The 26,794-nt window shown below is 69.6% G+C and carries 25 protein-coding genes and 3 pseudogenes; 12 read left to right on the forward strand and 16 right to left on the reverse strand.

The features are described 5' to 3' along the window. Positions 1-644: 644 nt before the first annotated feature. A complete protein-coding gene (locus ACWEK3_RS22345) occupies positions 645-1,043 on the forward strand; it encodes a DUF6223 family protein (protein WP_453250422.1) in 399 nt (132 codons plus the stop codon). Between the two features lie 249 nt (positions 1,044-1,292). Here ACWEK3_RS22345 and ACWEK3_RS22350 read toward each other — a convergent pair whose 3' ends face one another. Further along, positions 1,293-2,015, reverse strand: a complete 723-nt coding sequence (locus ACWEK3_RS22350) for a VOC family protein (RefSeq protein ID WP_453250423.1) — start codon at positions 2,013-2,015, stop codon at positions 1,293-1,295. 409 nt (positions 2,016-2,424) lie between these two features. Next, complete coding sequence (locus tag ACWEK3_RS22355; RefSeq protein ID WP_453250424.1) at positions 2,425-3,375, reverse strand: helix-turn-helix transcriptional regulator; 951 nt, start codon at positions 3,373-3,375, stop codon at positions 2,425-2,427. A 72-nt stretch (positions 3,376-3,447) separates the two neighbouring features. Here ACWEK3_RS22355 and ACWEK3_RS22360 point away from each other — a divergent pair, with 72 nt between their 5' ends. The 4 genes and pseudogenes from ACWEK3_RS22360 to ACWEK3_RS22375 form a co-directional block, all read left to right on the forward strand. Continuing rightward, positions 3,448-3,834 carry a VOC family protein gene (locus ACWEK3_RS22360; protein WP_376406773.1) on the forward strand — a complete coding sequence of 129 codons (387 nt, stop codon included), beginning with the start codon at positions 3,448-3,450 and terminating at the stop codon, positions 3,832-3,834. Positions 3,835-4,471: 637 nt separating this feature from the next. Beyond that, on the forward strand, positions 4,472-6,085 hold the full coding sequence (locus tag ACWEK3_RS22365) for a penicillin-binding transpeptidase domain-containing protein (protein WP_453250425.1): 1,614 nt from the start codon (positions 4,472-4,474) through the stop codon (positions 6,083-6,085). Positions 6,086-6,477: 392 nt separating this feature from the next. Further along, positions 6,478-6,900, forward strand: a complete 423-nt coding sequence (locus tag ACWEK3_RS22370; RefSeq protein ID WP_450546971.1) for a PPOX class F420-dependent oxidoreductase — start codon at positions 6,478-6,480, stop codon at positions 6,898-6,900. Between the two features lie 89 nt (positions 6,901-6,989). Further along, positions 6,990-7,226, forward strand: a pseudogene (locus tag ACWEK3_RS22375) (IS701 family transposase); the annotation flags it as partial. Positions 7,227-7,238: 12 nt separating this feature from the next. Here ACWEK3_RS22375 and ACWEK3_RS22380 read toward each other — a convergent pair. Genes ACWEK3_RS22380 through ACWEK3_RS22405 form a run of 6 tightly spaced genes read right to left on the reverse strand, consistent with a single transcriptional unit; the run spans position 7,239 to position 13,976 of the window. After that, a complete protein-coding gene (locus tag ACWEK3_RS22380) occupies positions 7,239-8,387 on the reverse strand; it encodes a vWA domain-containing protein (RefSeq protein WP_453250426.1) in 1,149 nt (382 codons plus the stop codon). Then, entirely contained in the window at positions 8,380-9,288 is a 909-nt protein-coding gene (locus tag ACWEK3_RS22385) for an AAA family ATPase (protein ID WP_450546969.1), read from the reverse strand. The genes ACWEK3_RS22380 and ACWEK3_RS22385 overlap by 8 nt, the downstream gene beginning before the upstream one ends. Continuing rightward, a complete protein-coding gene (locus ACWEK3_RS22390) occupies positions 9,281-10,201 on the reverse strand; it encodes an XdhC family protein (protein ID WP_450546968.1) in 921 nt (306 codons plus the stop codon). The genes ACWEK3_RS22385 and ACWEK3_RS22390 overlap by 8 nt, the downstream gene beginning before the upstream one ends. A gap of 10 nt (positions 10,202-10,211) precedes the next feature. Next, positions 10,212-12,584, reverse strand: a complete 2,373-nt coding sequence (locus ACWEK3_RS22395; RefSeq protein WP_453250427.1) for an aerobic carbon-monoxide dehydrogenase large subunit — start codon at positions 12,582-12,584, stop codon at positions 10,212-10,214. After that, complete coding sequence (locus ACWEK3_RS22400; protein ID WP_453250428.1) at positions 12,581-13,102, reverse strand: (2Fe-2S)-binding protein; 522 nt, start codon at positions 13,100-13,102, stop codon at positions 12,581-12,583. Before ACWEK3_RS22400 ends, ACWEK3_RS22395 begins: the two co-directional genes overlap by 4 nt. A gap of 1 nt (position 13,103) precedes the next feature. Further along, positions 13,104-13,976 (reverse strand): FAD binding domain-containing protein, encoded by an 873-nt coding sequence (locus tag ACWEK3_RS22405; RefSeq protein ID WP_453250429.1) that lies wholly within the window; start codon positions 13,974-13,976, stop codon positions 13,104-13,106. Between the two features lie 107 nt (positions 13,977-14,083). Here ACWEK3_RS22405 and ACWEK3_RS22410 point away from each other — a divergent pair, with 107 nt between their 5' ends. Beyond that, complete coding sequence (locus ACWEK3_RS22410) at positions 14,084-15,040, forward strand: LysR family transcriptional regulator (protein ID WP_450546964.1); 957 nt, start codon at positions 14,084-14,086, stop codon at positions 15,038-15,040. A 119-nt stretch (positions 15,041-15,159) separates the two neighbouring features. Here ACWEK3_RS22410 and ACWEK3_RS22415 read toward each other — a convergent pair whose 3' ends face one another. The 3 genes and pseudogenes from ACWEK3_RS22415 to ACWEK3_RS22425 form a co-directional block, all read right to left on the reverse strand. Continuing rightward, entirely contained in the window at positions 15,160-15,486 is a 327-nt protein-coding gene (locus ACWEK3_RS22415; RefSeq protein WP_453250430.1) for a hypothetical protein, read from the reverse strand. Between the two features lie 194 nt (positions 15,487-15,680). Continuing rightward, on the reverse strand, positions 15,681-16,307 hold the full coding sequence (locus tag ACWEK3_RS22420) for a dihydrofolate reductase family protein (protein WP_453250431.1): 627 nt from the start codon (positions 16,305-16,307) through the stop codon (positions 15,681-15,683). 302 nt (positions 16,308-16,609) lie between these two features. Beyond that, a pseudogene (locus tag ACWEK3_RS22425) lies at positions 16,610-16,687 on the reverse strand (transposase family protein); the annotation flags it as partial. Positions 16,688-16,982: 295 nt separating this feature from the next. Here ACWEK3_RS22425 and ACWEK3_RS22430 point away from each other — a divergent pair. The 4 genes from ACWEK3_RS22430 to ACWEK3_RS22445 all read left to right on the forward strand — a co-directional run bounded on the left by ACWEK3_RS22430 (position 16,983) and on the right by ACWEK3_RS22445 (position 20,278). Further along, positions 16,983-17,816, forward strand: coding sequence for a PIG-L family deacetylase (locus ACWEK3_RS22430; protein ID WP_453250432.1), 834 nt, complete (start codon positions 16,983-16,985; stop codon positions 17,814-17,816). 612 nt (positions 17,817-18,428) lie between these two features. Further along, positions 18,429-18,905: a hypothetical protein gene (locus tag ACWEK3_RS22435; protein WP_453250433.1), complete on the forward strand. Its 477-nt coding sequence runs from the start codon at positions 18,429-18,431 to the stop codon at positions 18,903-18,905. Between the two features lie 173 nt (positions 18,906-19,078). Further along, complete coding sequence (locus ACWEK3_RS22440; protein ID WP_361422477.1) at positions 19,079-19,366, forward strand: hypothetical protein; 288 nt, start codon at positions 19,079-19,081, stop codon at positions 19,364-19,366. Positions 19,367-19,663: 297 nt separating this feature from the next. Continuing rightward, a complete protein-coding gene (locus tag ACWEK3_RS22445; protein WP_453250434.1) occupies positions 19,664-20,278 on the forward strand; it encodes a DUF4240 domain-containing protein in 615 nt (204 codons plus the stop codon). A 726-nt stretch (positions 20,279-21,004) separates the two neighbouring features. On the opposite strand, the gene ACWEK3_RS22450 is transcribed toward ACWEK3_RS22445, so the two are convergent. Together ACWEK3_RS22450 and ACWEK3_RS22455 are read right to left on the reverse strand one after the other, a co-directional pair. Then, positions 21,005-21,826: a DUF427 domain-containing protein gene (locus ACWEK3_RS22450; protein WP_453250435.1), complete on the reverse strand. Its 822-nt coding sequence runs from the start codon at positions 21,824-21,826 to the stop codon at positions 21,005-21,007. Positions 21,827-21,971: 145 nt separating this feature from the next. After that, complete coding sequence (locus ACWEK3_RS22455; protein ID WP_450543336.1) at positions 21,972-22,211, reverse strand: hypothetical protein; 240 nt, start codon at positions 22,209-22,211, stop codon at positions 21,972-21,974. A 296-nt stretch (positions 22,212-22,507) separates the two neighbouring features. On the opposite strand from ACWEK3_RS22455, the gene ACWEK3_RS22460 reads away from it, so the two are divergent. Next, complete coding sequence (locus ACWEK3_RS22460; protein WP_453250479.1) at positions 22,508-23,050, forward strand: GNAT family N-acetyltransferase; 543 nt, start codon at positions 22,508-22,510, stop codon at positions 23,048-23,050. Positions 23,051-23,055: 5 nt separating this feature from the next. Here ACWEK3_RS22460 and ACWEK3_RS22465 read toward each other — a convergent pair. Then, positions 23,056-23,288, reverse strand: a pseudogene (locus ACWEK3_RS22465) (IS5 family transposase); the annotation flags it as partial. A 163-nt stretch (positions 23,289-23,451) separates the two neighbouring features. On the opposite strand from ACWEK3_RS22465, the gene ACWEK3_RS22470 reads away from it, so the two are divergent. Then, a complete protein-coding gene (locus ACWEK3_RS22470; RefSeq protein WP_453250436.1) occupies positions 23,452-24,102 on the forward strand; it encodes a DUF6461 domain-containing protein in 651 nt (216 codons plus the stop codon). Between the two features lie 473 nt (positions 24,103-24,575). On the opposite strand, the gene ACWEK3_RS22475 is transcribed toward ACWEK3_RS22470, so the two are convergent. Further along, a complete protein-coding gene (locus ACWEK3_RS22475) occupies positions 24,576-25,874 on the reverse strand; it encodes an amidohydrolase family protein (RefSeq protein ID WP_450543332.1) in 1,299 nt (432 codons plus the stop codon). Between the two features lie 36 nt (positions 25,875-25,910). Further along, entirely contained in the window at positions 25,911-26,768 is an 858-nt protein-coding gene (locus ACWEK3_RS22480; protein WP_453250437.1) for a PhzF family phenazine biosynthesis protein, read from the reverse strand. Positions 26,769-26,794: the final 26 nt, after the last annotated feature.

The raw sequence follows: 26,794 nt of genomic DNA on the forward strand, positions 1-26,794 counted from the left end.
GAGGCCCGTGGGGGCGTGGTAGCCGGCGGCCGGGCTGTCGTCCGCGGCGGCTGCCATTGCGGGGTCGGCTTCCGCGGTCATCGCGGCGGCTGTCACGCCGGCAGCGCCGAGGAGTTGCATGATGCGTCGTCTGCTGAGTGTGGGGCCGCTCGTGTTCAGAGGTTCGTGCTCGTGCTCATGCTGATCGTGCAGGTCACACACATGGACCTCCGGAGGTGAGGTTAGGTGTAAGCGGCAAACGGTTCAGCAACATTGGCCCCAGAACTTTGCTTCGTCAACATCCCGGGACGACAAAGTTGTTACTCAGGGGACACGAACGACCGCGTGGAGCTGTGGGACGGGGGCGCACAGCAGCCGGGAAGGGTGAACGGCGAGCGGGCCGACCACGCCTGGCGGGGAAGCTTCCCAGGCGCGTGGGCAGGGGTGAAAGAGGGCTGGGGACCGCACTCGGGCGAGCTCAGCCGACTCCAGCGCGCGGATGATCGGCCGGGTACCGCACACGCGGTACCTTCGCGACTCCCGCAGCGTCCGCGGTAGCCGGATGCGGTATCGGCGGCAGCGCGAATTGTCTGCGCCCGCCGGACGACCAGATGTGGGTCCGGCAGACATGATCAGGCGACGTCCAGTCGTAGGAGGAGCACCCTATGTCAGTCCGATTTGTGCTTGCCGCGGCGGCGGCGCATGGCTCGGCCCAGTCGGCCGCGGTTTACAGCGTGACCACCGGGCGACTCGTGGGCGGCACGGCCGCTCTCGTGGCGCTGGCCGGCGTGGTCGTCGGTGGGCTGGCTCTGACCCGCCCCGCCGGTCGTGCCGGCGCCGGCAACAGGCGAAGCAGGGCCCTTGTGGCCGTGGTGGCGGGGCTGTTCGGCATGGTCGTCGGCGCGCTGAATCTTGCCGTCGCCGATGGTGGTCCCGGCACCGGCAACGGAGTAGTCGGTGGCGCGATGGCCTTGGTGCTGGGGCTGATCGCCGCGGTCCTCGGCCGGCTGGCTCTGGCCCGCTCCCGCCGCACCGCCCAACCGGCTGACCGCCCAACCGGCTGACCGGCTGACCGGCTGACCGGCTGACCGGCTGACCGCAACGAACGCAAGCACGCGTCCAGGTCTGCCTGTCAGGCACCGGCTAACCGGCTGCCGTACCGTTGGGGTACTCATCCCAAGTCCCGCCGTCCAGCAGGCGACCGCCGGCCTTCGAGGTGAGCCCGCTGATCTGCTCGAAGCCCTGGACACGTCCGCCGGGTGGCTGTGTTTCACAGGCGCGCCTATGAGACACAGCCACCGACAACAGCCCCGCTACCGGGGCCTCTGTACGAAGAACTCGTTGCCGTCGGGGTCGAGCATCAGCGCCCGGCTGCCGTCGCCCTCGCCGGTGTCGGTGCGCGTCGCGCCGAGCGAGATCAGGCGGTCGATCTCCGCCTCCCAGTCGGCGTCGGTGGGGAGCGCCAGCTCGAAGTACAGCCTGTTCGTGCCCGTCTTCGGCGCCACCGGAGGACCACCCCACGTGATCTTCGTACCGCCGTTCGGCGATTGGATGGCGGTCTCCTCGTCCTGGTCCCAGACCAGCGGCCACCGCAGCGCCTCGCTCCAGAAGTAACCGACCTCCTGCGTACCGTCGCAGGCCAGCGCTCCGATGAAGCCAGTGTCGGCGAGGAACTTGTTGCCCGCCTCGATGACGCAGAACTCGTTGCCGTCTGGATCGGCGAGCACTACATGCCCCTCTTCCGGGAGTTGGCCCACGTCGATGTGTTTCCCGCCGAACTCCAGAGCCCTGGCCACCGTCTGCTGCTGATCCTGCGGGGAGGTGCTGGTCAGGTCGAAGTGCGCTCGGTTCTGACCGATCTTCGGCTCCTGGCTCGGCAGGAAACGGATGCGGAACCCGGCGGTATCAGGGGGCAGGATCGCGATGCCGTCGCCCAGACCGTCAGCCAACTCCCAGCCCAGGAGCCCGGACCAGAACCGCGCCAGGCCCGACGGCCGGGTCGCATTGAAGCAGATCGCGAACAGTTGACTGGTCATACCCCGTGCATCTCCGATCCACTGACGGTCGATACGGCTCCTCGCCCTCCCCGCGAGCGCAGCCTAGGGCGGCCGTGCGGTACCCGCATCCGAGTTTCCGTCGCGGGGAGCCCGGTCCCCCACAAGATGACGATCGTGCGGAATGGCACCTTCGTCCACGGCATCGCCTGAGCCAGCCCGTCACGCCGGGGCGGCAGCCGGTTCATCCTCGGGGGTGCGCGGCGCGGGCACGGCGGCGGCGCGGGCGGTCAGGTCCACCACTGGCTCAAGACCAGCGGCTTCGACGGCCTCCCCCCTCCCTGGCTCTGTGGCCGGCACGAACGAACGGCTCGGGCGGCAGGGGCAGCAGCGCCTTGGACTCCACCGCCTCGAAAGCGGCATCTACAGGTGACTTCCCGCGGTTCAGCCCTCATCCGTGGGCCTCGAGGAGTTCCCGGGTGCGACGCAACAGGGCTTGCCGTACCGACTCCGGCGCGAGGACCCGTAGCGAAGTTCCCAGGCCGAGGAGGTAGCGGGCGAGGCCGTCCGGATCGGGGCCGCCAACGTCGACCAGGGTCGCGTCCGGGCCGTCGGAGCGATGGGTGCCGACCGTTGCAGGGACGAGCCGCAGCGCCGCCTCCATGGGGAGCGGGAGCCGGATGGTCGCGGACAACGGGTACGGGCCGTTCGCGACGTTGCGGGAGACCAGCCGTGCCGGGTCGGGCAGGTCCGTGAGGTCCGCCGGCCGGCCGGTGGGCTGGAGGCGGTCGACCCGGTCGGCCCGGAACGTCCGCCACTGGCCTCGCACCACGTCCCGCGCGACGAAGTACCAGCGGCGTCCGGTGCGGACGAGACGGTACGGGTCGACGTCCCGTACCGTGGCCCGTCCCTCTGCGTCGACGTACGCAAGCCGGGCACGCTCGCCTCGTCGGCAGGCGACTGCCAATTCCAGCAACAGGCCCGCCCTGATCTGCGGCCCGTCGGCCCCGGGGAGGCTGACGAACGCGTCGTCCAGCTCACCCAACCGCTCCGCGATCCGCTGAGGCAGCACCTGGCGCAGCTTCAGCAGGGCGGACAGCGCGGCCTGGTCACCGCCCAGGGCATCGCTCAGTGCCGCCTCCCGCAGACCGACCGCCACGGCCAGCGCCTCCTCGTCGTCGAGGATCAGCGGCGGCACCCGGGAGCCGGCGCGGAGGCGGTAACCGCCCCACGGACCGGCCTCGGAGTCGACGGTGTAGCCGAGTTCCCGGAGCCGGGCGATGTCCCGCCGGACTGTTCGATCCGTGACCTCCATGCGCTCGGCCAGTTCGGCGCAGGTCCACGACGGCCGGGAGGACAGCAGGGACAGCAGCCGTAGCAGGCGGGCGGAGGAGCTGATCACTCACGGAAGTTTTCCACACCCACGCCACAACCAGGACCAGAACTGTCCGGGTCACGGCATAGCGTTCCCGTCATGAGCACGGACACCACTTCCGCACCCGCGTTCCGCTACGCCGCCGTCACCTTCGACTGCGCCGACCCCGCTGAAATGGCTCACTTCTACGGCGAGTTGCTCGGCATGTCAGTCCTCTTCTCCAGCGAGGACTTCGTCCTGCTCGGCAAGGAAGGAGCGACCGGACTCGGCTTCAACCGCCTGGCCGACTACCGCCCGCCCACCTGGCCGGACCCCGCCCAGGAGAAGCAGGCGCATATCGAACTCGGCGTGGACGACCTGGACGTCGCCGAGAAGCGACTGCTCGACCTGGGCGCCGTCAAGCCCGGGTTCCAGCCGCAGCCCGAACGCTGGCGGGTACTGCTGGACCCCGCAGGCCACCCGTTCTGCATCACGACCTTGGTCTGACACACCCTCGACCAACCGAAACGACACACACCGCTTAACCTCCGTGATCCCCGACTGGACCGTGATCCGCCCACTCCCGATCATCAACGGCTGGTCCTCCTCAAGCCCCTGGTGACCGAGCCACGCATCGAGGTCGGGGACTTCACCATCGGGCCGGCCGTCCCGCCGCCATCGACGCTGCCGTACCGGAGGCACTGCGCTACGAGACATCAGGCCTGTGTGACGCGCCCACAGCGGGGCCCAACGCCGGACGCCCGCCCCGCGACAAGGGGCCACTTCGCATCGCACATGGGCAGGCCGGCCTCTGTCCCGGCGTGGGGCGGCGAGCGGTTCCACACTTGGTTCTCGCAGGGCCGCCGTTATCGCCTCGGCCGGCTTCGCGCGCTGGACCAGTTGAGAGTCGCGCAGCCCTGCGGAAGCGAATCGGCCCCACTGGAAGAAGCCCAGGATTGCGATCGCGGTGACCGTGACGTTGTTGGCCGGATCAGCGGCCACGTGTCGTCATGGGCGTGGGCGAGATGGACCCGGCCAGACAGCTCATGTGCATCTCACCGATGCGGTAAGTTGAACGCGTTCAAAAAATGTCGCAATGATCGAGGCGTGGGGGCTGGGGATGAGACGGAGCGTCATATCAGGCATGATCGGCGGTGTTTTCGCCGGCATGGTAGGGGTCGCCGGGGTAGGCGTGTACAACCTGTACGAGGGCCTGACCGGCGGTCACTCCGGCAGTACCCCCGGCCCAGCCGCGCAAGCGGCGCCCGCCAAGACCGGCCCGCTCGCCCCGGCGGAGGTCCGCGACACCGCCCGGGCCTTCCTCGCTGCTTGGGCCAAGGGTGACAACTTTGCCGCCGGTGAGCTGACCAACGACCCGACCGGCGCAGGCGATGCCCCGGCCGGCTACCGCACGCAGGCGCACGTGACCTCGGTGAAACTCACTTCGGGCGCGGCACAGGACACGACCGTGCCGTTCCGCGTCAATGCCACCATCACGTACGGGGGCGAGAAGTCGACCTGGTCCTACGACTCCGCGCTCACCGTCTTCCGGGGCGAGACCACCCACAAGCCGCTGGTCGACTGGCAGCCGTCCGTGATCCACCCACAGCTGACGCAGGGCCAGTCGCTGGAGACCGGCCAGGCGAAGTCGCCGGACGTCGTGGTGGTCGACCGCAACGGAAAGCAACTCGACGCCGGCAACTACCCGTCCCTGAAGGCCGTCCTGCCGCAACTGCGCGAGCGCTACGGCAGCAAAGTGAGCGGCGGCAAGCCGAGCATCGAGACCTGGATCAACGATCCTGACGGCGGCCTCGGCGAGAGCCTGCACGTCATCGCCCGTGGCACGCCTGCCAAACTTGCCACGACTCTGGACTCTCGCCTTCAGGCCGCGGCCGAGCAGGCGGTCACCCAGCGCGCCCAGTCGTCGGTCGCAGCGGTGGACACCACCACCGGCGGCATCCTCGCCTTCGCCAACAACCCGGCGACAGACGGCAACAGCGCCTTCAACGCAGCCGTCGCACCCGGCTCCACATTCAAGATCATTACATCGACGGCACTGCTCCAGGCCGGGGTGCGGCCCTCCCAACCGGCACCATGCCCGGCGACCACGAACTTCGACAACGGCAAGATGTTCCACAACGTCGAGAACTCTTCAGACCTCTCGGCAACCTTCCAGTGGGACTTCGCGATCTCCTGCAACACCGGTTTCATCAAACTGGCAGGCAGCCTCGACGAGTCATCGGTCCCCGACGCGGCGAAGACGTACTACGGCTTCGGCCGTACCTGGAACGTGGGCGTGCCGGCGTACGACGGCAGCGTGCCGGGCGGCAGCGGCGACGAGATGACCGAGGAGATGATCGGGCAGGGCCAGATCCAGATGAGCCCGCTCAACATGGCCGCTGTCGCGGCGACCGTGCAAAATGGCACGTTCCATCAGCCGAGGATCGTCGCAGCGAAGATGATCGACGGCCCGCTCGCCGCGGCCGGCGCCGGCCTCCCGTCCGGCATCCGCGCCGACCTGAAGTCGATGATGAGCCTCACCGCCCGCTCGGGCACCGCCGCGGGCGCCATGGGTAGCGTCTCCGGCTCCGACGTCGGCGCGAAGACCGGCTCCGCCGAGGTCGACGGCCAGGCAAAGCCCAACGGCTGGTTCACCGCCTACCGCGGCGACGTGGCGGCCGCCGGCCTGGTCCTGCAGGGTGGCCACGGCGGCGACTCGGCGGGGCCCATCGTGACCGCGGTGATCAAGGCGTCGTGAGGCGTCGCGCGGCCCGCGCGACGAGGACGAGGCGATGATTCTCACGTACGCATGGGACTGCCTCCCGATCGCCCCTCTACCAGGCCCGCGGCGCCCCGCCCACTTCACCGACCTGGAAACCGGCGCCACGTTGACGACCTGGCTGACCGAGCCCTGCTCCGCTGCCAAGACATCCGGCGGAGCTCGTGAGGCGGTCGTAGCCGGGCAGGAGGGGCCAGGCGATGCCGACGGTGCGCAGGCCTTGGCCGAGATCGTGCGGGACGTCGTTCGCCCACACGAGCACCGTCTTATCGGCGAGCTTCGTGTACAGCTCGTCTCCACGTGAAATGTGACAGCGTGTACGAGGTCACAGCAGATGGGCCCCACAGGTACGGCTGTCGAGGAGAAGCACGATGTCGAAGCCTCCGCTTACCCCCGATGCGATCGCCATGATCAAAAAGGCCAATCCGGCGGTCATCACCACGCTCCGGCCGGATGGCCAGCCCGTCTCCACCGCCACCTGGTACCTATGGGAAGACGACGGCCGCGTCCTGGTCAACATGGACGAGGGCCGCCAGCGCCTGGAGCATCTGCGCAACGACCCACGAGTCACCCTCACGGCGTTGGACGAAGCCAACTGGTACAACCACATCAGCCTCATCGGCCGGGTCGCCGAGATCCGCAACGACTCAGACTTCGCTGGTATCGACCGGCTCAGCCGGCAGTACCTCGGCACGCCCTACGCCCAACGAGACCGGCCGCGGGTCAGCGCCTGGATCGAGATCGAGCGCTGGCACGGCTGGGGCGCGTACAAGGACAGCAGCCAGGCAGGCTGACCAGCGTCCGGGCCGTCCGGAGGTACACAACCTCCTGCAGCGCCGTGGCGGGGGCGTCGCCCTCACACATGCGGGAAAGCGGGTGCTGCTGGGGCATCGAAGAATACTTCCAGGCGGCCAAAGGCCAGACCGGCCTGGACCACTACCAGGTCAGGGGCTGGACCGCCTGGCACCGGTACATCACTCCGGCCATGCTCGCGCTCGCCTTCCTTGCCGCCGTTGCCGCGAGCGCGGTCCCGAGCATGCCCGCCACCACTCGTCGCGCCCGCAGCAGCGATCCGATCGACCTGACCGTCCCGGAGGTCCAGCACCTCTTCGAATTGTGACGCCTGAGGAGGTCATCGGCGGCGGCGCCGGGCGTACAGAGCGGCGGTGAAGTCGTCCAGGGCCGCGAGGTTGTGGGCGCTGACGACGGCGTCGCAGTAGGGCAGTGCCGCAGCCATGCCGGCCACGAGCGGACGGTAACGCGAGCTTGCCGTACGCGGGTTGACCCATACGACGCGGTAGGCGACCCGGGACAGCCGCGCCATGTGGGTGGCGAGGTCGGCGGTCGCGCCGGTGTCCCAGCCGTCGGAGACGATGGCGACCACGGCGCCGTGCGCCATGCCGCGCCGGCCGAACCGCTCGTTGAACTCCGCCAGGCAGTCCGCTATCCGGGTGCCCCCGGACCAGTCCGGGGCCGCCCGGCCGGCCCGTGCCAGGGCGTCGTCCGGCCCGCCCCGCCGGAGGACGGGCGTGAGGCGTGTGAGCCGGGTGGCGAAGGTGAAGACCTCGGCGCGGGTGGCGCGGGCGGCACAGTAGAGCAGCTGCAGCATCGCGCGGGCATAGGGCTCCATCGAGCCGGAGATGTCGCAGAGCACGATGAGGTCGCGGGGGCGGGTGCGGGGCGCGAAGCGGCGTAGCCGCAGCGGGTATCCGCCGGTGCGCCGGCTGTCGGAGAGGGTGCGGCGCACGTCGATGCGCGCACCGTGGTGTGCGGTGCGGCGTCGGCGGGACGGCCGGGTCGGGGTGCGCAGCACGAGGGCGCGCATCACCTCGGAGAGCCGCGCCAGTTCCTCTGCGGTCAGGTCCGCGAAGTCGCGGCTCGCGAGACGGTCGAGTGGACTGGCGGCGAGGGGTACGGGAGCCTCCCGCGGCTGTGCGTCGGTATCCCGGCCTCGTCCGTCCGCGGTGTCCTTCCGGGTGCCGGGGACGCGGCCGGGAACGGTGTTCGGGAGCGATCGGGGCGGGTCGCCGGGTTGCCCGCGCTGTGCCCCGCGGTCGGTCGGGCCGCCGAAGACCTTGCGGAAGACCGCGTCGAACAGCTCGATCTGCTCGGGGTCGGACACCAGGGTGGCGAGCGCGCAGTGCCGCAGTTCGCGCGTCGTCGACGGTGCCAGCAGGGTGAGTGCCCGGGCGAAGCCGCGGGTACGGTCGGGGCCCACTGCGATCCCCGCCTCGTGCAGGGCGGCGGTGAACGAGGCGGCCAGTTCCGGCAGGTCAGGCATCGGAGCCCGGCTCCGCGTCGACCAGTTCCGCCAGTCCGGCCCGGCGCACGGCCTCCAGGTCCTCGGCGTACTTGAGTACGGCCCCCAGGGTGCGGTCGACGGCATCGGCGTCGAGAACGGCGAGCCCCAGCGCGTGCAGCGCGCCTGCCCAGTCGATCGCCTCGGCGATGCCGGGCGGCTTGGTGAGTTCCTGACGGGCACGCAGGCGCGCCACCCCGCGCGCCACGCGCGCGGCCAGCCACTCGGCCGACTCCGGCACCCGTCTGCGGATGATCGCGGCGACTCGTGCGGTGTCCGGATAGTCGATCCAGTGGTAGAGGCAGCGGCGTTTGAGCGCGTCGTGCAGATCCCGGGTGCGGTTGGAGGTCAGTACGGCCACCGGCGGCACCGTGGCCGTCCGGGTGCCGAGTTCGGGGATGGTGACCGCGGCATCGGCGAGCAGTTCCAGCAGGAACGCCTCGAACTCGTCGTCGGCGCGGTCCACCTCGTCGATGAGCAGCACCGCCGGCCGGGGTCCCGGGTGGCAGATCGCGGCGAGCAGCGGCCGCGGCAGCAGGTAGTCCTCGGTGAACAGGTCGGCGTCCCGCAGGGGCTCCCCGCGGGACTCGGCCAGCCGGATGGCCAGGAGTTGCCGGGGGTAGTTCCACTCGTAGAGGGCCTCGGCCGAGGAGAGTCCCTCGTAGCACTGCAGCCGGATCAGTGGGGTGTCGAGCACGGCGGCGAGCGCGCGGGCCGCCTCGGTCTTGCCGACGCCGGGCTCGCCCTCCAGCAGGATCGGCTGCCGCATGCGCACGGCCAGCAGCAGCGCCGTGGCCAGGGCGTCGTCGGCCAGGTAACCGGCCGCGTCGAGACGCCAGCGCAGGGCGCGGACATCGGGTACGAGGAGGTCGAGGTCAGGCATGGGCGTAATGGGAGGGGTTGTCGGCGAAGGCGTGCCGGCACCCCGGCCCGCAGAAGTACACCCTGTTGCCGGCCCGGTCCAGTGAGAGGGTGTCGGGCGTGATCGCCACGGTCATGCCGCACACCGGATCCACGTCCTCGGCCACGGCCTGCGGCGCGGCGGTGTCGGCTCCGGGGCGCACGGCTCGGGCCGCCTTCGGCCGCAGCGCGATGATCTCGGCGTACACCGACAGCGCGATCTCCCCCGGGGTCCGCGCGCCGATGTCCAGACCGGCCGGCGTGTGGACACGCGCGCGTTGTTCCTCGGTGATGTCCAGCCCGGCGAGCACCGCCGCGCCGCGCTTCGGACTGGCCACCAGCCCGATATACGGGATCCCGGCGCGTGCGGCCTCGATGAGCACGGTCTCCTCCTGGCGGCCGTGTGTGGCGATGACGACGACGTCCAGATCGGGCGGCAGCTGCTCCCCGGGCGAGGCCGGCCGGGCGTCGAGACCGACCACGCGACCGACGTCGAGCAGGGCGCGGGCGATGGGGGCGTGTCCGTAGACGTACGCCAGCGCCGGGGGGAGGTTGGCTTCCAGGAAGATGTCGAGCGTCCCGCCGGACAGGCAGGGATTGGCCACCGTGACCAGGCCTTCGACAGGCTCCTGCGCGCCTTCGGTGCCCGCGCCGGGCGTGATCCTCAGCAGCAGCGACTCGCCGGTCGCCAGCACGCGCAGGCCCTGCAGCTGCACCGTTGTCTCGGCGCAGGTGCCGCCCACGAAACCCTCGAGGGTGCCGTCGGGCAGCACCAGCGCGCTGTCCCCGGGCTTGGCGCTCGTGGGCCGTTCCGCGTGGACGACGGTGGCCAGGACGAACGGCGTACGGCCTTGCCGGAGCACGTCCGCGCGGGTCAGCAGTTCGGTGTTCGTCATCGTGGGGGCCTCAGGTGATGGCCATGTCGGTGCGCAGCGGCCGGCCCTGGGCGGCCCGCCAGACCGCGGCGGGCGTCAGCGGCATGTCGACATGGCGTACGCCGAGCGGCTTCAGGGCGTCGACCACGGCGTTGACCACGGCGGCGGGCGACCCCACCGTGGCGGACTCGCCGACGCCCTTGGCGCCGATGGGGTGGTGCGGGGAGGGGGTGACGGTCTCGCCGAGTTCCCAGGACGGGCACTCGACCGAGGTGGGCAGGAGATAGTCCATGAACGACCCGCCGAGGCAGTTGCCGTCCTCATCGAAGGCGATCACCTGCATGAGCGCCATGCCGAGGCCGTCGGCGAGTCCGCCGTGCACCTGCCCCTCGACGATCGTGGGGTTGATCCGGTTGCCGCAGTCGTCCACGGCGACGAACCGGCGGATCTTCACCTGGCCGGTGTCGGCGTCCACGTCGGCGATGCAGATGTACGCGCCGAAGGGGAAGGTCAGGTTCGGCGGGTTGTAGACGCAGGTCGCGTCCAGGTGGCCCTCGACGCCCTCGGGCAGCTCCAGGTTGGAGTGTGCGGCGAGCGCGATCTCGGGCATGGTCCGCCCCTGGTCGGGGTCGCCCGTGACGTACCAGCGACCCTTCTCCCATTCCAGGTCGTCGGGGCTCACTTCGAGCATCGCGGAGGCGACGATCTTCGCGCGTTCGCGCACCTTGCGAGCGACCATCGCGGCCGCCGCGCCGGACACCGGCGTCGAGCGGGAGCCGTAGGTGCCGAGCCCGAACGGGGTCTGGTCGGTGTCGCCGTGCACCACCTCGACGTCCTCGGGCGGGATGCCCAGTTCCTCGGCGACGATCTGCGCGAACGTCGTCTCGTGGCCCTGTCCCTGGGTCTGTACGGAGATCCGCAGGACGGCCTTGCCGGTCGGGTGGACCCGCAACTCGGCACCGTCGGCCATGCCCAGTCCGAGGATGTCCATGTGCCTGCGCGGGCCCGCGCCGACGGCCTCGGTGAAGAAGCTGACCCCGATCCCCATCAGCTCGCCACGCTCGCGCTTCTCGGCCTGCTCCCGGCGCAGGTCCTCGTAGTACGCGATGTCCATCGCCAGCCGCAGGGCTCTCGGGTAGTCACCGGAGTCGTACTCCCATCCGGTCTGCGTCCGGTACGGAAACTGCCCGGGCCGCAGCAGGTTGCGCATCCGCAGCTCGGCCGGGTCCGTGCCGAGCTTGTCCGCGAGCACGTCGACCATCCGCTCGACCAGGTACACGGCCTCGGTGACGCGGAACGAGCAGGCGTAGGCGACACCGCCGGGTGCCTTGTCGGTGTAGACGCCGGTCACGGTGCAGTGCGCGGCGGCCAGGTCGTACGAGCCGGTGAAGACGCCGAAGAAGCCGGCCGGGAACTGCGTCGGCTGTGCGGTGGCGTTGAACGCGCCGTGGTCGGCGATCACGTGGACACGCAGGCCCAGGATCTTCCCGTCCTTCGTCGCCGCGATCTCGCCGTGCATGTGGTAGTCGCGGGCGAAGGAGGTGCTCATCAGGTTCTCCGAGCGGTCCTCCACCCACTTCACCGGCTTGCCGGTGACGATCGAGCCGACGACCGCGCACACGTAGCCGGGGTAGATGCCGACCTTGTTGCCGAAGCCGCCCCCGATGTCCGGGGAGATGATCCGGATCTTGTGCTCCGGGATGCCGGCCACCATCGCGTAGATCGTGCGGTGGGCGTGCGGGGCCTGGGTGGTGGACCACACCGTCAGCTTGCCGGTGATGGCGTCCATGTCCGCCACCGTGCCACAGGTCTCCAGCGGCGCCGGGTGCACCCGCGGGTAGAGCATGTCCTGCTCGACCACGACGTCGGCGGCCGCGAAGACCTCGTCGGTTCGCTCCTTGTCACCCGCCGACCAGTCGAAGATGTGGTTGTCGGTCTGGTGTTCCTTGTCGTCGCGGATCACCGGCGCGTCCGGCTCGAGCGCCCGCCGGGCATCGACGACCGGCGGCAACGGTTCGTACTCCACGTCGATCAACTCGAGGGCGTCCCGGGCTGCGTAGCGGTCCTCGGCGACGACGAAGGCGACCTCCTGGCCCTGGAAGCGCACCTTGTCGGTGGCGAGCACCGCCTGCGTGTCGTACGAGAGCGTGGGCATCCAGGCCAGCCCGAGACCGGCCAGAGTCTCCCCGGTGATCACGGCCTTGACCTTCGGGTGTGCCTCGGCGGCGCTGATGTCCACGGACACGATCCGGGCGTGGGCCAGCGGGCTGCGCAGGATCGCGCCGTGCAGCATTCCGGGCAGCCGTACGTCGTCGACGTAGGTTCCGTGGCCGCGGACGAACCGTGCGTCCTCCTTGCGGGGCATGCGCCCGAAGCCGACCGGCCGTTCCTCGGTGGTCGTCATGCCCGCACCTCCTCGCGGCCGGGCGCCGACTGGGTGTCCGCGTCGGCGGTCCGCTGCCCGCCGCCGTGCTCGGCGGCCCAGCGGATGGAGCGCACGATGTTCTCGTAGCCGGTGCAGCGGCACATCTGTCCGGAGATGGCCTCGCGGATGTCCTCCTCGGACGGATCCGCGTTGTGGTCGAGCAGCCAGCGGGCGGTCATCATCATCCCCGGCGTGCAGAAGCCGCACTGCAGTCCGTGGCAGGCGATGAATCCCTGTTGCACCGGGTCGAGTTCGGTACCGTGCGCCAGGCCCTCGACGGTCCGCACCTCATGGCCGTCGGCCATCACCGCGAGCACGGTGCAGGACTTGACCGGCGTCCCGTCCAGCCAGACTGCGCACACCCCGCAGTTGGAGGTGTCGCAGCCCCAGTGGGTGCCGGTGAGTCCGAGTTCGTCGCGCAGGAAGTGCACGAGCAGCAGTCTGGGCTCCACGTCCCTCGTGTGCTGCTCGCCGTTCACGCTCACGGTGATCCGCATGTCACGCCTCCTGCCCCTGGGCACGTGCGGCGGCGGCGCGCAGCGCCCGCGAGGTGAGCTCCCCGGCCAGATGCCGCTTGTAGTCGACCGGGCCACGCTGGTCGGCCGTCGGCCTGCACTCCTGCGAGGCGATCCGGCCCGCCTCGGCGAAGCCCTCGTCGTCCGGCCGTCCGCCGCGCAGGAAATCCTCGGCCTGCTCGGACACGAACCGTGGGGCACCCACCGCGGTCAGCCCGACCCCGGCCTCGGAGATGACCCCGTCGGAGATCTCCAGCACCGCTCCCGCGGCGACGACCGCCCAGTCGCCGACCCGGCGCTCGACCTTGCGGTAGGCGCTGGCGTGCGAACGGATGGGCACGCGGATCTCCACCAGAAGCTCCGCTTCGTTCAGCGCGGTCTCGTACGGCCCGAGGAAGAACTCCCTGATACCGATGGTGCGCCTGCCGCGGGGGCCCTGGGCGACGAGGGTCGCCCGCAGTGCCGAGAACGCTGCGGACAGGTCCTCCGACGGATCGGCCTGGCACAGCGAGCCGCCCACGGTGCCGCGGTTGCGTACGAGCGGATCGGCTATGACCCGCTCCGCGTCCCGCAGGATGGGGAAGTGCTCGCCGACGACCGGCGAGGCGAGCAGCTCCGCGTGGCGGACCATCGCTCCGACGGCCAGGTCGTGCCCGTCCACCCGGATCAATGCCAGCTCGCCGAGGCCGTTGATGTCGATCAGGGCTTCGGGCTGAGCCAGCCGCAGCTTCATCATCGGCAGCAGGCTGTGTCCGCCCGCCACCACCCGGGCCTCGGGGCCGTAGCGCGTGAGCAGCTCGATCGCGTGCTCAATGCTGGTGGCCGTCTCGTACTGGAAGGCAGCTGGAACCTGCATCGGGCCCTCCTGAAACGCTCTGCTCTTCAGGCTGCGCTCTTCCGCACTGGCCATGCAAGAGGTCGATAAGCATTCACTTATCCGTCCAAAAGTAGGAAAATCTGCTAGTGACGGTCACACAGCTCAGCACCTTCGTGCTGGTCGCTCGGCTCGGTTCGGTCGGCGCCGCGGCGCGTGCCCTGGGCGTGAGCGAGTCGGCCGTTTCGCAGGCACTCACCGCACTGCGCACCCACTACAGCGATCCGCTCATCCGGCGCACCGGCGGCGGTGGGATGCGTCTGACGCCCGCGGGCGCGCGGCTGCTGCCGGTCGCGTCGCAGATGGTCGCGCTGAGCGCGGATGCCGAGGCGGCGGTACGGGCGGCACGGGGTGCGCCCGACGAGCTTCGGGTCGTCGCCACGAGCACGCTGGCCGAGTTCGCACTCCCCTCGCTCGTGGAGGCTTTCGCCGACCGCTCAGGACGCAGGACCGAGACCTCCTTCGGGGTAGCCGCCGGCAACGAGATACGTGCGCTGGTCGAGAACCGGCTGGCTGACGTCGCGCTCGGGCCGTATCTCGGCGCCGGCCATGGGGGCGAACTGGTCAGCGAGCCGCTGTTCCGCACCCAGCTGGTCGTGGTGATCGGCGTCAGGTCGCCACGGCCGCCCGGTCCGCCGCCGCAGTGGTCGTGGCTGGTCGATTCCTCCGGAACCGATCCGGACGCGGACTCCGGGCGACTGCTACGTCGGCTCAAAGTGGCCGAAGGACACGTGTGGGTGTTCCCCAACCAGGCCGCGACCTGGGCGGCTGCCGCCGAGGGCGCGGGGGTGGCACCAGCGTTGGCCCATCTGGTGTCGCCCCGCATCCGGCGTGACGAGCTGCGTGTACTGGAGACCCCGGCCACGCCATCGGACGCCACCTGGCACGCCACCGTCCTGCAGGCCGAGCATCGTTCCCCGGCCACCGACGCGTTCCTGCACTTCCTGCACACGCCCGCAGCGACCCGCATCATGCGCGCGCCCGGCGCGGGCGTCCCGCCCTCCCGGTTCCGGCCCCCGGTGTATGTCACGCTCTGGGGCGCGTAGGAGAGCAGGCCCTCCTGTGATGCCCGGAACGTCATCGCTGCAGGCGAGTGCGGCATTGCGGCGTCGGCCCGCACCATCTCCGCGTGATCGTTTCGCTGGTGTGCGAGGTGACCCGAAAGCTACCTTCCGTCCCGGCGGTGCTGCCGCGCCGCGGTTCCGCCGAAGACGTCGAGCCGCTCGTGCTGCGGCACGAGAACGCGGTGCTGCGCCGGCAGTTGAAGGACCAGGTCCGCTACGAGCCCTGTGGACCGGTTCTGGTTCGCGGCGCTGTCCGCGCCGATGCCCCGGCGGCTTGGGCGCACGCTCTTCCCGGTCACCCTCAGCACACTCCCGGCCCAGCACCTCCGGATCATCGCCGTCACGTAGGACCACAGCAGGCGGGGCCACAGCAGGATCCAGGGTGAGACGGCCCGGCCCGGCCACTGCGAGTGGACCATCGGCAGCATCCAGCGTTGAGAACGTCCTGCACCACGTCAGTGACCGCACGTTTCGCGAGGACGACTCCAAGGTCCGCGCCGTCCACCTGCCCCGCGTGATGGCCAGCCTGTGCAACCTCGCCATCGGCGTCCGCCGCCAGGGCGGCGGCACCAACCTCGCCGCCAGCCTCCACCACGCAGCCCGCGACTACCACTGGCCCCTGTCAGCCCTCGGCCTCATCGAGCGAGAGGTTCCCGGCGTGGCCGGGTGGCCGATACCGCAGGAGGACGTTACCCGAACGGAACACGGTCACCGCACCCGCTGTCAGATCAATGCGGTCCTTCAGACCGGCGTACAGGCTCCGACCGTGCCCCAGCAGCACCGGATGCAGCAGGATCCGCAGCTCATCCACCAGTCCCTGCTCCAGCAGGGTCACGGTGAGCCCCGAACTCCCGAACACCGCGACGTCACCGGCCGACTCGGCCCGCAGCCGCGCAACCTCGGCCTCCAGAGCACTGCCGTCGGTAACGCGGGTGTTCTCCCAGGGGGTGACCGTGCCACTGCCCGTCACCACCGTCTTGGGCACGGCGTTCATGAAGGCCGCGACCTCGGGCATCCGCTCCGCGGCCGCGGCCGAGGTCCAGACCTCAGCGAAGTGCTCGTAGGTCCGCCGCCCCAGCAGCAGGGCACCCACTTCGCGGGTCTGGCGCACGTTCCAGTCGAAGAACTCCTCGTCGTAGACGCCCCAATCCAATTCCCCACCGGGTCCCTCGTGATAGCCGTCGAGAGAACAGAACAAGAACGCGAACACCTGCTGCTGTCGGCCATGAGGCGTCGAGCCACGACTCATCTCGTCTCCTTACAGTCATCGCTGCATCAGACAGACTGGCACCGAAGACACAACTCATCGAGCGTGCCCTGGCTCCACTCGTAACACGTTGGAGGCCCGCCCGATCGGTTACGCGCTGGCCGTTTCCAGCACCCACCAAGTCGTCACGCACGCAGGGAGGTTCCAGGCAAAGGCGCTCGTTGCGCGCACACCGTAGCGGGCTTGGCAGCAACTGTCCGTCGGAGCAGGAGCGAAAGGCGAGCTGGGGCGACCGCGGACGCCACGCCCTACCCGCCACCGACACCCCACTCCCCTACGGGCATCCCGGCTTGCGGCCGGCGAACCTGGACCTCGGTGGCGTCCAGGCGGAGCTCGATTCCCTCGGCCTGGGCGTAGGCGAATGCCCAGGCCGAGTTTGCTGCCGTCGACGACGCACGGCAGTGAACGGGCTCCAGCGCCAAGGCGCAGGAGTTTTCCCTTGCCCGGCGGGAACAGCCGATCCGGCCAGCACTGTTGCACCAGCCGAGGGACTGGCGCCGCGCGGGGCGGGAGCAGAGAGGCCAAAAGATCGTCCGCCCCGACGTCATCCGGGGGCTCCCGGGTCCTCGGTACGCCCGGTCACCCGATACCGGGGCGATCCCTCATACACCTGCCGCAGACTCGGAACGCGGCCTTTTCACACAGGAGGACTGTTTCATGAATGACCGGCCCTTGACGCTCATGGCGGTGCACGCCCACCCCGACGATGAGGCCACTGGAACGGGAGGTGTCCTCGCACGGTACGCGGCGGAGGGCATCCGCACAGTCCTCGTGACGTGCACCGACGGCAGTTGCGGTGACGGACCGGGGGGTGTCAAGCCGGACGACCCCGGGCACGATCCGGCAGCCGTCGCCTTGATGCGGCGTCAAGAGCTTGAGGCGAGCTGCAACATCCTGAAGGTCAGTCATCTGGAAACGCTGGACTACGCCGACTCCGGGATGATGGGCTGGCCGACCAACGACGCGCCCGGATCCTTCTGGCAGACACCCGTGGAGGAGGGCGCTGCCCGACTCGCGGAACTCTTGCGCCGCTACCAACCCGATGTGGTCGTCACCTACGACGAGAACGGCTTCTACGGCCACCCCGACCACATCCAGGCAAACCGCATCACGATGACGGCGCTGGCGATGACCATGTCGACACCGAAGGTGTACTGGACGACGGCGCCCCGCTCGATGATGCAGCGGTTCGGGGAGGCCATGCGCGAGTTCGGTGCGGACTGGCAGGAGCCGGATCCCGCCGAGGCCGCCGCGATGGCCGAGATCGGACTCCCCGACGAGGAGATCACCACCTGGGTGGATACCACGGCGTTCGGCGGTCAGAAGTTCGATGCGCTGGCCGCGCACGCCAGCCAGGGCGAGAACATCTTCTTCCTCAAAATGGGCCAGAAAAGGTTCACCGAAATGATGGGCGTCGAGACCTTCGTACGTGTCCAGGACACCACCGGCGCGGCCGTGCCCGAGAACGACCTCTTCGCCGGACTACGCTGATCTGCCCACCTTCCGGGCCTGAGAAAGCTCACGGTCCGTACGGCTCGAGCGAGCGTGCTCGCACACCCGGAGACTAGTTCACGTGGGTTCCGCTCCGGCGGCCCCTGATCATCAGGGTGGCCCCTGCTCAGTAGCGTGGCGGTTACGAGGACGCTAGTCCCCACCCGGGCAGGGGCCCTTGAGCGGGAACGTTCGACACTCTGGGCAGGGATCAACCGGACGGGCTGGTGGCCGGTGTCCGTGCCGAATTGCGGGCCGACCACACAGCCCGTCCCCGGAGCAGATGTGGGCTGGGTAAGGGCACTTGGGGTTCGAGTCGGGTTTGATTTCGCTTCTCTGGGCGACGCATCGGCAGTTGCGCCGCCCGATCCGCGCGTGCCTGTCCGGTCCGCCGGGATGCGGGCGAGGACGTCGATGCGGGCGCCGACGGCTCCCTGGGGCGCTGCTGAGCCCGGCGTTTCTGCCCACGCCCAAGCCCAGGGCGTAGGTCCACGGTTTACGATCGCGTTGCTTCGGAGGGGGTGCCGCATGGGGCAGGTGGGAGATCCCGGGGTCGCGCGTCGGCGGCGGATTCGGCGTGCCGCGGTGAGCAGCGGTTCGGTGGTGGGCTGCATGGTGGTCGCGCAGCTGCTGGTGGAGGGGTTCGGCACGCCGCTGCGGTGGTGGCTGGTCGTCCCGGTCGCCCTGGTGGGCGGCGCGTTCGCGGGGTGGCGGGCGGCACGGGCGGGCCGGGTCACCCGAACCCGCGACGAGGCGATCGGGCACCGCGAGTTCCTGCTGAGCGCGTACGAGGTGCGGTCCCCGTACGACATGAGCGCGCCCACGTCACAGTACGATGCCGCCCGCTTCGAGCTGCGGGTGACGAACCGCAAACTGCAGATGTGGGACGGCACCACGCAGTTGTGGAGCCACCCGTGGCGGACACTGCACCTGACCGCCGAAGGCAAGGTCCTCGTCATTTACCACGAGGGCGAGACGATCGGCCGGATGCTGGTGCGCACACCGGACGGCTCGCCGTGCGAACTCCTGTTGGCCGCACGACGGTTGCAGGCCCGCGGCGCCCAGGCTGACAGGGCCCAGATGTATTGATCACGAGCGTTGTTGACTCCGATCAGGCTTGATCATGGCGAAGACCTCCGGTGTGGTGGAGCTGTCCAGGACTGCACCGCACGGAGGTCTTCGTGTCCCGAGTCGTGATCAAGCTGCCTGCCATATAAGCCGGTGGCGGCCGAATGTGGCGACTCGCGTGAGATCATCTGTCCATGAGCAGCGACCTGGAAGTGAGTGCTCTGGCGATCAATGTCACGATCCCGCAGGCGCTCCGCTGGACGGACACTCGACGCGGTGAAGCGTTCACGCTGACCACCCTCAACGTCCGGCTTCTCCCGGACGGTCACCTCGCCGCAAAGGCCTATGGCCGACCAGTCGGTGGTGGTCGGGGCGCATACGTCTCGTTTCCTGTCCCCGACAAGCCCGAACTGGCGGCTCTGATCGCTGGCGCTGCCAGCCGTGCCGGGGCGTTGTGGGCCGCCCATCGTGGTCTCGGCTGAGCTTGGTTCGGCTCGAAGGCGGACGGTAAGGGTCACGGACTTCGCCCTCGCGACGCGGCCTGGGAGGGTAGATCTTCTTGCGTGACGCGAGTGCGACTGACGGACGAAAGGGGGCTGCTGCGTCGAACAAGCACACCCGGAAGTGCCCTGCCCAGTCAGGTACGGATGAACGTGCTCAGTCTTTGAGATGTGGGAAGCCCTTGCTGGACAGCCTACTGTGCATGGTGGTAGATCCACCGCTGCTGTTTCCGCATGGAGCTCTCTGGTGTGTCAGTGGTGGCTGCGATCCTGTGCCGCATGGACGAGAAGACCTTCTGGGCGCTCATGGACGAATTGAGCCGTCGCCCGGGTGACCGGAACGAGCGGCTGGATTGGCTCCGCGGGGAGTTGCTGCGCCGACCGGCCGCGGCGGGCGTGAAGTTCCAGGCGCACCTGGAGGCCGCGTGCGAGGCCGTCGCCACGGGCGCACTGTGGCGGGCGGTGAGCCGGATCGAAGGCGGCTCGTGTTCCGACGACGGCTTCGACTATTTCGCGCTCTGGCTGGTGGCGCAGGGGCGAGGGACGTACGAGGCGGTGCTCGCTGATCCGGACGCGCTCGCCGACGTTTCCGAGGTGCGGGCCCTGGCGGGCCGGCACCTGCGGGAGTGGCACGACGACGAGTGGCCGGAATGGGAGGAGCTCGACTACGTGGCGCAGGATGCCTTCGACGAGCTGACCGGCCAGGAGGACGACTGCGGGGACGCGTTCTACGAGGCCCTGGGCGCCGTCCAGGAGGCGCGGGCGGAGTGTGAAGAGGGGGACGAGACCGTGAGGGCCACGACGAGGGGTGCGATACCCCGGCTCGCCGCGGGGGCGGGGACACCTCGGCTCGACGCCCTCTTCCCGGTGGAGGCACGCGCGCCCAGTCAGTGACGCGGCGCCGCGTCAGAAGGACACTGCCCGCGCCGAACGCGGCCGGGGCGTCGGCGTCCGCGAGGGGGACTCCGCAGTGTTGACGGACATCCGACTGAGCAGGTTCACCCGTACTGACCTGGGCGCTCTGACAAGTACGGCGACAGTCGCGTCCATTATCGCCAGGGTGCGCCCGCCGGGGGGCGAACTGCAGGCCTGCCTCGCGTCCGCAGGCGGCCCGCCTATGCCAGGTTGTGTCGATCCCGCAATGCAACCTGACGTCCCAGATATTGATCCTCCCCTGGGTGCAGAGGGCCACCCCGTCGGGAGATGTGAGGGATGGGAGTTCCCTCGTGACACCACCCCACGCGCCCGACTCCCCCATCCCACATCCATCCCCAGGCGGTGCCGCTGCTCACCACGCATCCGCCGGCGGTCCCGCCGGCCCGGCGGCCCGCCGCGGTGCTGCGGGATCACGAGCGGGTGCTGGTCCTGCTGCGGGGCGCCGGCATCGACGAGGCGACCGCGTCGGCCGTGTTCCGCGCTTTCACCGCCTGGCTGCTGGGCTATGTGTCCGTGGAACAGCGGCCCATGGTGGACAACCCGGAGAAGCCCGACCCGTCCGGCTCGGACTGCACCGGCTGTCCGCGAAGGAGCTGCCGACCCTGCGGGAGACGGCGGCCGCACTCGCCGAGCAGGGCGGGTCGGAGGGCCCCGCGGCCGGGCTCGACACCCTGCTCGACAGCTTCACGCACGGCTCCCCTTCAGCATCCGGCTGAACGGCGTGTCCGGGCGCTCCAGGCGCTCGCCGTCGAGAGTGATGTCGACGGCCTCGTTGAAGAAGGCCAGCCGCCCCTGGATCACCGCCACCGCGGGCAGCGGCTCGGGGTAGCTCCAGAGGATGTTGGGCGGCACCTCGCCCCCGCCGCGCCAGGACCAGTACTCGGCGGTGCCCTTGTAGGGGCAGCCGGTGTGGTGGTCGGTGGCGTCGAACAGGTCGAGGCGGACGTCCTCGAGGGGGAGGTAGTAGCGGGTGAGCAGGGCCGTCTCGAAGAGCAGGACGGGGGCCCGGGTGTCCGCGACGGTCTGCCCGTCGATCTCGACCCGCACGTGCCGGCTGCTGGGCAGCGCGTCCACGCGTTTGTGCGGGTCGCGGGGGTGGATGAAGATCTCCTCGTCCTCCTCGTACCAGTGGTCGAGGCCCGTGTCGGTGCGCAGGAACCACTCGAAGGCGATGTGGCCGGCCAGATCCTCGGCGGGGAACGTCCAGGCCGCGTTGTCGCGCACCTCGCCGTCGGCTTCGAGGTCGTAGAAGACCCGGGAGCCGGTGTGCGTGCCGGTGGGCGGGTCCTTTGCCGGGCGGAGGAGGTCCGTGCGGACGTCCTCGCGTGGGAAGGCGTACTGCGGCACGGGCAGGTGGGGTTCCCAGACGAGCACCGGGTGCCGGCTGTCGACGACGGTGACGTCGCCCTTGCGGCCGCGCACCCAGCGCTCGCTGGGCTCCCACTGGAGTCCTTCGGGGGTGGTCCTGATCGAGCGGGCGGCGGGGTGGGCCGGGTGGGTGGTCATGTCCGGTGCTCCTTCCACAGGTCCGGATGCCGGTTCCTCTCCACGGTCTCACGATGTCGTGACGGGTGACGGGGCCTTCGCGGGCCGCCTCCAGCGAAGGCCCCCGCCGGTCATGCGCGGCAGTAGCGGCGCAGGTACTCGCCGGTCACGGAGGTCCCGGCTTCGACGCAAGGGCGGTCGGGTTCAGCCGGACGCTCTGGCAGGCCTTGCAGTCGCCCAGGGTGATGAACCGTTCGATGTTGGCGCGGCCGCGTCCGCTGAGCGAGCTGAGGTCGCGCTTGAGGTTGGTCCGAGCGAAACACGCCACCAGGCCTTCGTAGTTGAGCGTCGCCGTGTTGTTCGCTGTGCTCACCGTGACCTTGCCGCCGCTGCCGTACAGCAGCATGCGCCACTTGGTCGGTGTAGTCCGACAGGCGCTTGGACGTGTCGAAGTGGCCCGAACTGGCGTACTGCTTCCAGTACATGCTCCCCACCTTGTGGGTGGGGAGCTGGATGGCGCACTTGTCCAGCGACTTGGAGCAGTCGAGCATCCGGTCGACCTCGCCGACGGCGAGCCGGCACCAGTGCGCGACTGGCTGCCGGACCTGGCGCGCGCTCGGCGCCAAGACGCCGCGCCGCGTCCCGGCCTGGCTCGTCCGCGTGAGGATGACGGAGAGCTCATTTGTGATCCAGAATGATTGGATGGTCACGCTTGAGACTCCCCGTTTGATCCTGCGTCGCTGGCGCGAGGAAGACGTTGCGTCCATGGCTGCCGTCAATGCCGACCCCGAGGTCATGCGGTGGATCCGTGACGGCAACGTCCGTGACGAACAGCAGACTCGTGACGGGGTCCAGGCATGGGAGAGCGAGTGGGAGTCACAGGGCTTCGGCCTGTTCGCCGTGGAGATCCGGTCCACTGGCGAGCTGGCCGGGTTCACCGGCCTTTCGGTGCCCAACTTCTTGCCGGAGGTACTGCCGGCGGTTGAGGTCGGCTGGCGGCTGGGACGTTCCCACTGGGGGCAGGGCTTGGCCACCGAGGCCGCTGCGGCCGCTGTACGGTTCGGGTTCGAGGAGCGAGGGCTGGAGCGGATCGTCAGCATCACTCAAGTGGGCAACGACGCCTCCGAACGGATCATGACCAAACTGGGGATGCATCCGGTCCGTGAGACCGTCAATCCCACCTGCGGTCGGCGGGTACGGGTGTTCGAGTTGTCGTCGGACCAGTACGTGACAACCACTCGTTGATGGCGTGCAACGAGGACGGTAGCCTCGTAGCGGACCGCGAGTTTGTCGTACCTGGTGGCCACGGCACGATGTCTCTTGAGGCGATTGATGCCGCACTCGACCGCGTGCCGGGCCTTGTAGTCCTCTGGGTCGAACTTGGGTGGCCGGCCACCGCTGGACCCACACTTCTTGCGGTTGCGGACCTGGTCGGCCTTGTCCGGAATGTGCAGCGGATACCGCGACGCCGCAGGTAGGCGCGGTTCTTGCCCCTCGGCAACAACAGCTCCAGCACCGCCCCTTGCTTGTCCGTCAGATCTCCACGTGCCACGAACCAAGATCATCCCACGACCAAGATCTACTTTCGATACACGCCGTAGCCCTCTTCGCCGACCTTGTCAGTGGTGGCAGGCAGACTCTGGTGCATGACTTCGGTGACCGCACATGACTACGCCTGGATACGTTCCTCCCAGTTTTTCCGCTACGCGCTGGAAACCGGGTACACCCTGACCCTGGTACGCGGCGTTGGCCCAGAGGAGGTGCTGCGGGTGATGGAGGCGGAGCCGCAGGGCACGTGCACGGGGGTGGACGCGCTGATCGAGCAGCAGGAGGAACTGTTCGAAGCGACGGACTACTCCTACGAGTCCTTCATCGCGGGCGCGTTCACGATGCCAGGCGCGGGCGGCGACTGGGCACTTGTCCTGCACTTCGACGGCGGCGTGGCGATGCAGCCGCGCTTCCTGGAGGCCCTGTCGGCGGGCGGGCGCGCCGTGGTGCACTCCAGCAACGGAGGCAAGCCCATCCACCTGTTCCACTGGTACGAGGACGGGGAGCTTCGGACCTCCTTCGAGTGGCCCACGGCCAGAGAGGGCAGCACCCCCGACGCCCTCAACTCGCTGATGCGTGAGGTCGGTTTCAATCTCTCCGACGACGAGGGCAACACCGGCCTGTACGTCAAGAAGGCCTCGGTCCTCGCCCTCGCCCAGCGGCTGACCGGTGTGCGGGTGACGGAACAACTGCTCCACGATGCCGAGTACCAACTCGGCCATGTGCTTGATGAGCCCGCCGAGGAGTGAACCGGCATCGACATCACCGACGCCAGCGGTTCCTGGGCCGACGCGGCCCGTTCCGTCTCCTCCGCCTGCCCGGGGCGGCGGACCTTCTCCGGCTCGAGGATCAGGAGGTCGCCGATCTCGCAGCCGAGGACGACTCAGATGACGTCCAGGTCCTCCAGCTTGAGCGGGACAGGCTGGCCCGACCACAGCCAGGACATCTTCCCAGCTGCGATCACCAGGCCGTGCTCGGCCAGGCTCCTGGACCTCGGAGGCTTTCCAGATGCCCTTGTTCGCGGCGGTCAGCCGCAGTTTCCACCTCATCGACGGAGTCCTTCCCGCCGCTTCGCGGCCCGCTGCTGCCCGGGCCGCCCAGGCATCCTGGTCTGCGACCGCCGCACCGGCTTGGTGGCCACGGCGAGTGAGCTTCTGCACCAGCCACAGGGGCAGGGAGATGGGACCGGGCGCGTCGTACCATGTGCACTCCTTGAGAGCTGCTACTCCGATTCCGGCCGTGGGCGCCATGTGCCGTCGAGTGGAATGCCGGCGGCCGCCGCGATCCTGTTGCGCGATTCGACCAGTCGGGTCCTCAGCGCCGCCAGGTCCACGTCCACCAGTACGCCGTCGCGTTTGACCACGCGCCCGGCGACGAGGACGCTGTCGACCAGGCCGGGATGGCCGGCGCTGACGATGGTGGCGGCCGGGTCGGTGACCGGGAACACGGTCAGGTCGTCGGCGCGCAGAAGGATGAGGTCGGCGTCCTTGCCTGGCGTGATGCTGCCGGTTCGGGAGTCGAGCCCGCACGACTGGGCGGCGTCGATGGTGGCGAACGCCAGCAAGTCCTGGGAGCGCAGGCCTCCGTCCAGGCCGCGCTGCACGGCGAAGGCGGTACGCATCGTGGAGAACATGTCGCCGCCGACGGATGGGACGTCGTCGGTGGACAGCGTCGGGCGCAGGCCCGCGGCAAGCGCCCGGCCGGTGATCGGTGATCCGAACCCCATCTTCAGCTCGACGTCCGGGCTGATCGACACCGAGCTGCCCGCGTCGGCGAGCATCCGCAGCTCTTCGTCGCTGATCCCGTTGGCGTGCACGAACGTGGTGGTGTCCCGCAGCAGACCGTGCTCGCACAACTCGGCGACCGGGTGCTGCGTCCCACCGCCGTCGACATGCAGGCTGGTGCGCAGGCCGAGTTCGGCCGCCAGCTTCAACTCCCTGCCGACGGTGTCCATGCTGGTGTCCTCCGGCCCGCGCAGCCCCAGCGCCATGGTGACCAGGCCGTCCCCGGCCAGGTCGGAGCGGACGCGGCGAATCTCTGCGTCGACGGGGTCGGGGGTGCCCCATCCGGCGCCGAGGCAGAAGATCGACCGCCCCGGCGTGTCCCGCAGCGCCGCAATGGCGGCGTCCTCGTGCTCGTGGCTCTGCGCGACGTGGTACCAGTCCAGCATCGTGGTCACGCCGGAGTGCAGGGCCTCCAGGCGGCCGAGCAGAGTGCCCACATAGACGTCCTCGGGCTGGTAATGGGGCTTGACCGTGCAGTGCATGGCCACCGCCCACTCGGGGAACGTCCAGTCCGCGCCGACGCCTCGGAACGCGGTCTGCCAAGTGTGGCGGTGGTTGTCGACGAAGCCGGGCATGACGATCCGGTCGGTCGCGTCGATCACCTCGGCGTCCGGCGCGTCGATCCGATCAGTCACCTCGACGATCACGCCGTCTTCGATCAGCACGTCACCGCGGTCGAGATCTCCGACCGCCGGGTCCATGCTGACCACGGTTCCGCCGGTGAGCAGGGTCTTCATCGGATGAACTCCTCAACGCTTTCGGATTGCTCAGGATCATGTTGCGGTGGCCGCTGCTTCTCTGTTTGCGGCGCCGCTTCTCTGCTTGCGGCCGTGACGATCAGCCGCACGTGGGCAGGGTCTTCTGCCGCAGGTAGCCGACGAGGGAGAGGGCCACCGCCAGACCGCCGGTGGGCCATAACTCGGTCTCCCGGGGCCCTGTTGGAGTGTTCTTGGCCCCTTCATGCTGCCGCACGCGGGGTCCTCGGGCACGCCGGCACCGGGGGCGAAGGTGCGCATCTCGAAGTTGTGCTCGGATCCCTCGGTGTAGGCCCCGATCGCGCCGACCATCGCGGCCGGGATGAGGGACAAGTCTGGTTCGAGGGCGAGGACCTCCTCGGCGGTGCGCAGCTGGAGCACGGCCCAGCCGGGACCGTTGTCGACCCACTGGTGGGCCACGACCTGGTCACGCGTGATGCCGAATGCGGCGACGATCTGGTTCAGATAGGTGTCATCGAGCGCGCCGTCGCGGACGCGAGGGGGCGCGGCGAAAGACAGAGTGCCCTTGCCGTGGCGCACGGTGACCAGGCCGGCGGCGCACTCCTGCACGATGCGGTCGGCGTGTTTCGGCGTGCCGCCGCCGTCCAGCCAGGCGCGTGCGGAGCCGAGGGTGGGGTGACCGGCGAAGGGCAGTTCGCCCTGGGGTGTGAAGATGCGCAGCCGGTAGTCCGCTTCGGGGACGGTGGGGAGAAGTACGAACGTGGTCTCGGACAGGTTCGTCCAGCGCGCCAGACGCTGCATCTCCTCGTCGGTCAGGTCCGTCCCATCCAGGACGACCGCAACCGGGTTGCCGCTGTAGGGGACCGTGGAGAACACGTCGACCTGGGCGAACGAGCGGGTGCGCGGCATGGTCATCAAGGGCCTCTCGGTAGCGGTTGCAG

The organism is Streptomyces sp. NPDC004721 (genome assembly GCF_053601495.1).

Excerpts from the sequence above, each read along its gene's own strand:
- ACWEK3_RS22345 (WP_453250422.1), top strand. The coding sequence starts at position 645 with ATGTCAGTCCGATTTGTGCTTGCCGCGGCGGCGGCGCATGGCTCGGCC.
- ACWEK3_RS22350 (WP_453250423.1), bottom strand. The coding sequence starts at position 2,015 with ATGACCAGTCAACTGTTCGCGATCTGCTTCAATGCGACCCGGCCGTCG.
- ACWEK3_RS22360 (WP_376406773.1), top strand. The coding sequence starts at position 3,448 with ATGAGCACGGACACCACTTCCGCACCCGCGTTCCGCTACGCCGCCGTC.
- ACWEK3_RS22365 (WP_453250425.1), top strand. The coding sequence starts at position 4,472 with ATGATCGGCGGTGTTTTCGCCGGCATGGTAGGGGTCGCCGGGGTAGGC.
- ACWEK3_RS22370 (WP_450546971.1), top strand. The coding sequence starts at position 6,478 with ATGTCGAAGCCTCCGCTTACCCCCGATGCGATCGCCATGATCAAAAAG.
- ACWEK3_RS22380 (WP_453250426.1), bottom strand. The coding sequence starts at position 8,387 with ATGCCTGACCTGCCGGAACTGGCCGCCTCGTTCACCGCCGCCCTGCAC.
- ACWEK3_RS22385 (WP_450546969.1), bottom strand. The coding sequence starts at position 9,288 with ATGCCTGACCTCGACCTCCTCGTACCCGATGTCCGCGCCCTGCGCTGG.
- ACWEK3_RS22390 (WP_450546968.1), bottom strand. The coding sequence starts at position 10,201 with ATGACGAACACCGAACTGCTGACCCGCGCGGACGTGCTCCGGCAAGGC.
- ACWEK3_RS22395 (WP_453250427.1), bottom strand. The coding sequence starts at position 12,584 with ATGACGACCACCGAGGAACGGCCGGTCGGCTTCGGGCGCATGCCCCGC.
- ACWEK3_RS22400 (WP_453250428.1), bottom strand. The coding sequence starts at position 13,102 with ATGCGGATCACCGTGAGCGTGAACGGCGAGCAGCACACGAGGGACGTG.
- ACWEK3_RS22405 (WP_453250429.1), bottom strand. The coding sequence starts at position 13,976 with ATGCAGGTTCCAGCTGCCTTCCAGTACGAGACGGCCACCAGCATTGAG.
- ACWEK3_RS22415 (WP_453250430.1), bottom strand. The coding sequence starts at position 15,486 with ATGCTGCCGATGGTCCACTCGCAGTGGCCGGGCCGGGCCGTCTCACCC.
- ACWEK3_RS22420 (WP_453250431.1), bottom strand. The coding sequence starts at position 16,307 with ATGAGTCGTGGCTCGACGCCTCATGGCCGACAGCAGCAGGTGTTCGCG.
- ACWEK3_RS22430 (WP_453250432.1), top strand. The coding sequence starts at position 16,983 with ATGAATGACCGGCCCTTGACGCTCATGGCGGTGCACGCCCACCCCGAC.
- ACWEK3_RS22435 (WP_453250433.1), top strand. The coding sequence starts at position 18,429 with ATGGTGGTCGCGCAGCTGCTGGTGGAGGGGTTCGGCACGCCGCTGCGG.
- ACWEK3_RS22440 (WP_361422477.1), top strand. The coding sequence starts at position 19,079 with ATGAGCAGCGACCTGGAAGTGAGTGCTCTGGCGATCAATGTCACGATC.
- ACWEK3_RS22445 (WP_453250434.1), top strand. The coding sequence starts at position 19,664 with ATGGACGAGAAGACCTTCTGGGCGCTCATGGACGAATTGAGCCGTCGC.
- ACWEK3_RS22450 (WP_453250435.1), bottom strand. The coding sequence starts at position 21,826 with ATGACCACCCACCCGGCCCACCCCGCCGCCCGCTCGATCAGGACCACC.
- ACWEK3_RS22455 (WP_450543336.1), bottom strand. The coding sequence starts at position 22,211 with ATGCTGCTGTACGGCAGCGGCGGCAAGGTCACGGTGAGCACAGCGAAC.
- ACWEK3_RS22460 (WP_453250479.1), top strand. The coding sequence starts at position 22,508 with ATGGTCACGCTTGAGACTCCCCGTTTGATCCTGCGTCGCTGGCGCGAG.
- ACWEK3_RS22470 (WP_453250436.1), top strand. The coding sequence starts at position 23,452 with ATGACTTCGGTGACCGCACATGACTACGCCTGGATACGTTCCTCCCAG.
- ACWEK3_RS22475 (WP_450543332.1), bottom strand. The coding sequence starts at position 25,874 with ATGAAGACCCTGCTCACCGGCGGAACCGTGGTCAGCATGGACCCGGCG.
- ACWEK3_RS22480 (WP_453250437.1), bottom strand. The coding sequence starts at position 26,768 with ATGACCATGCCGCGCACCCGCTCGTTCGCCCAGGTCGACGTGTTCTCC.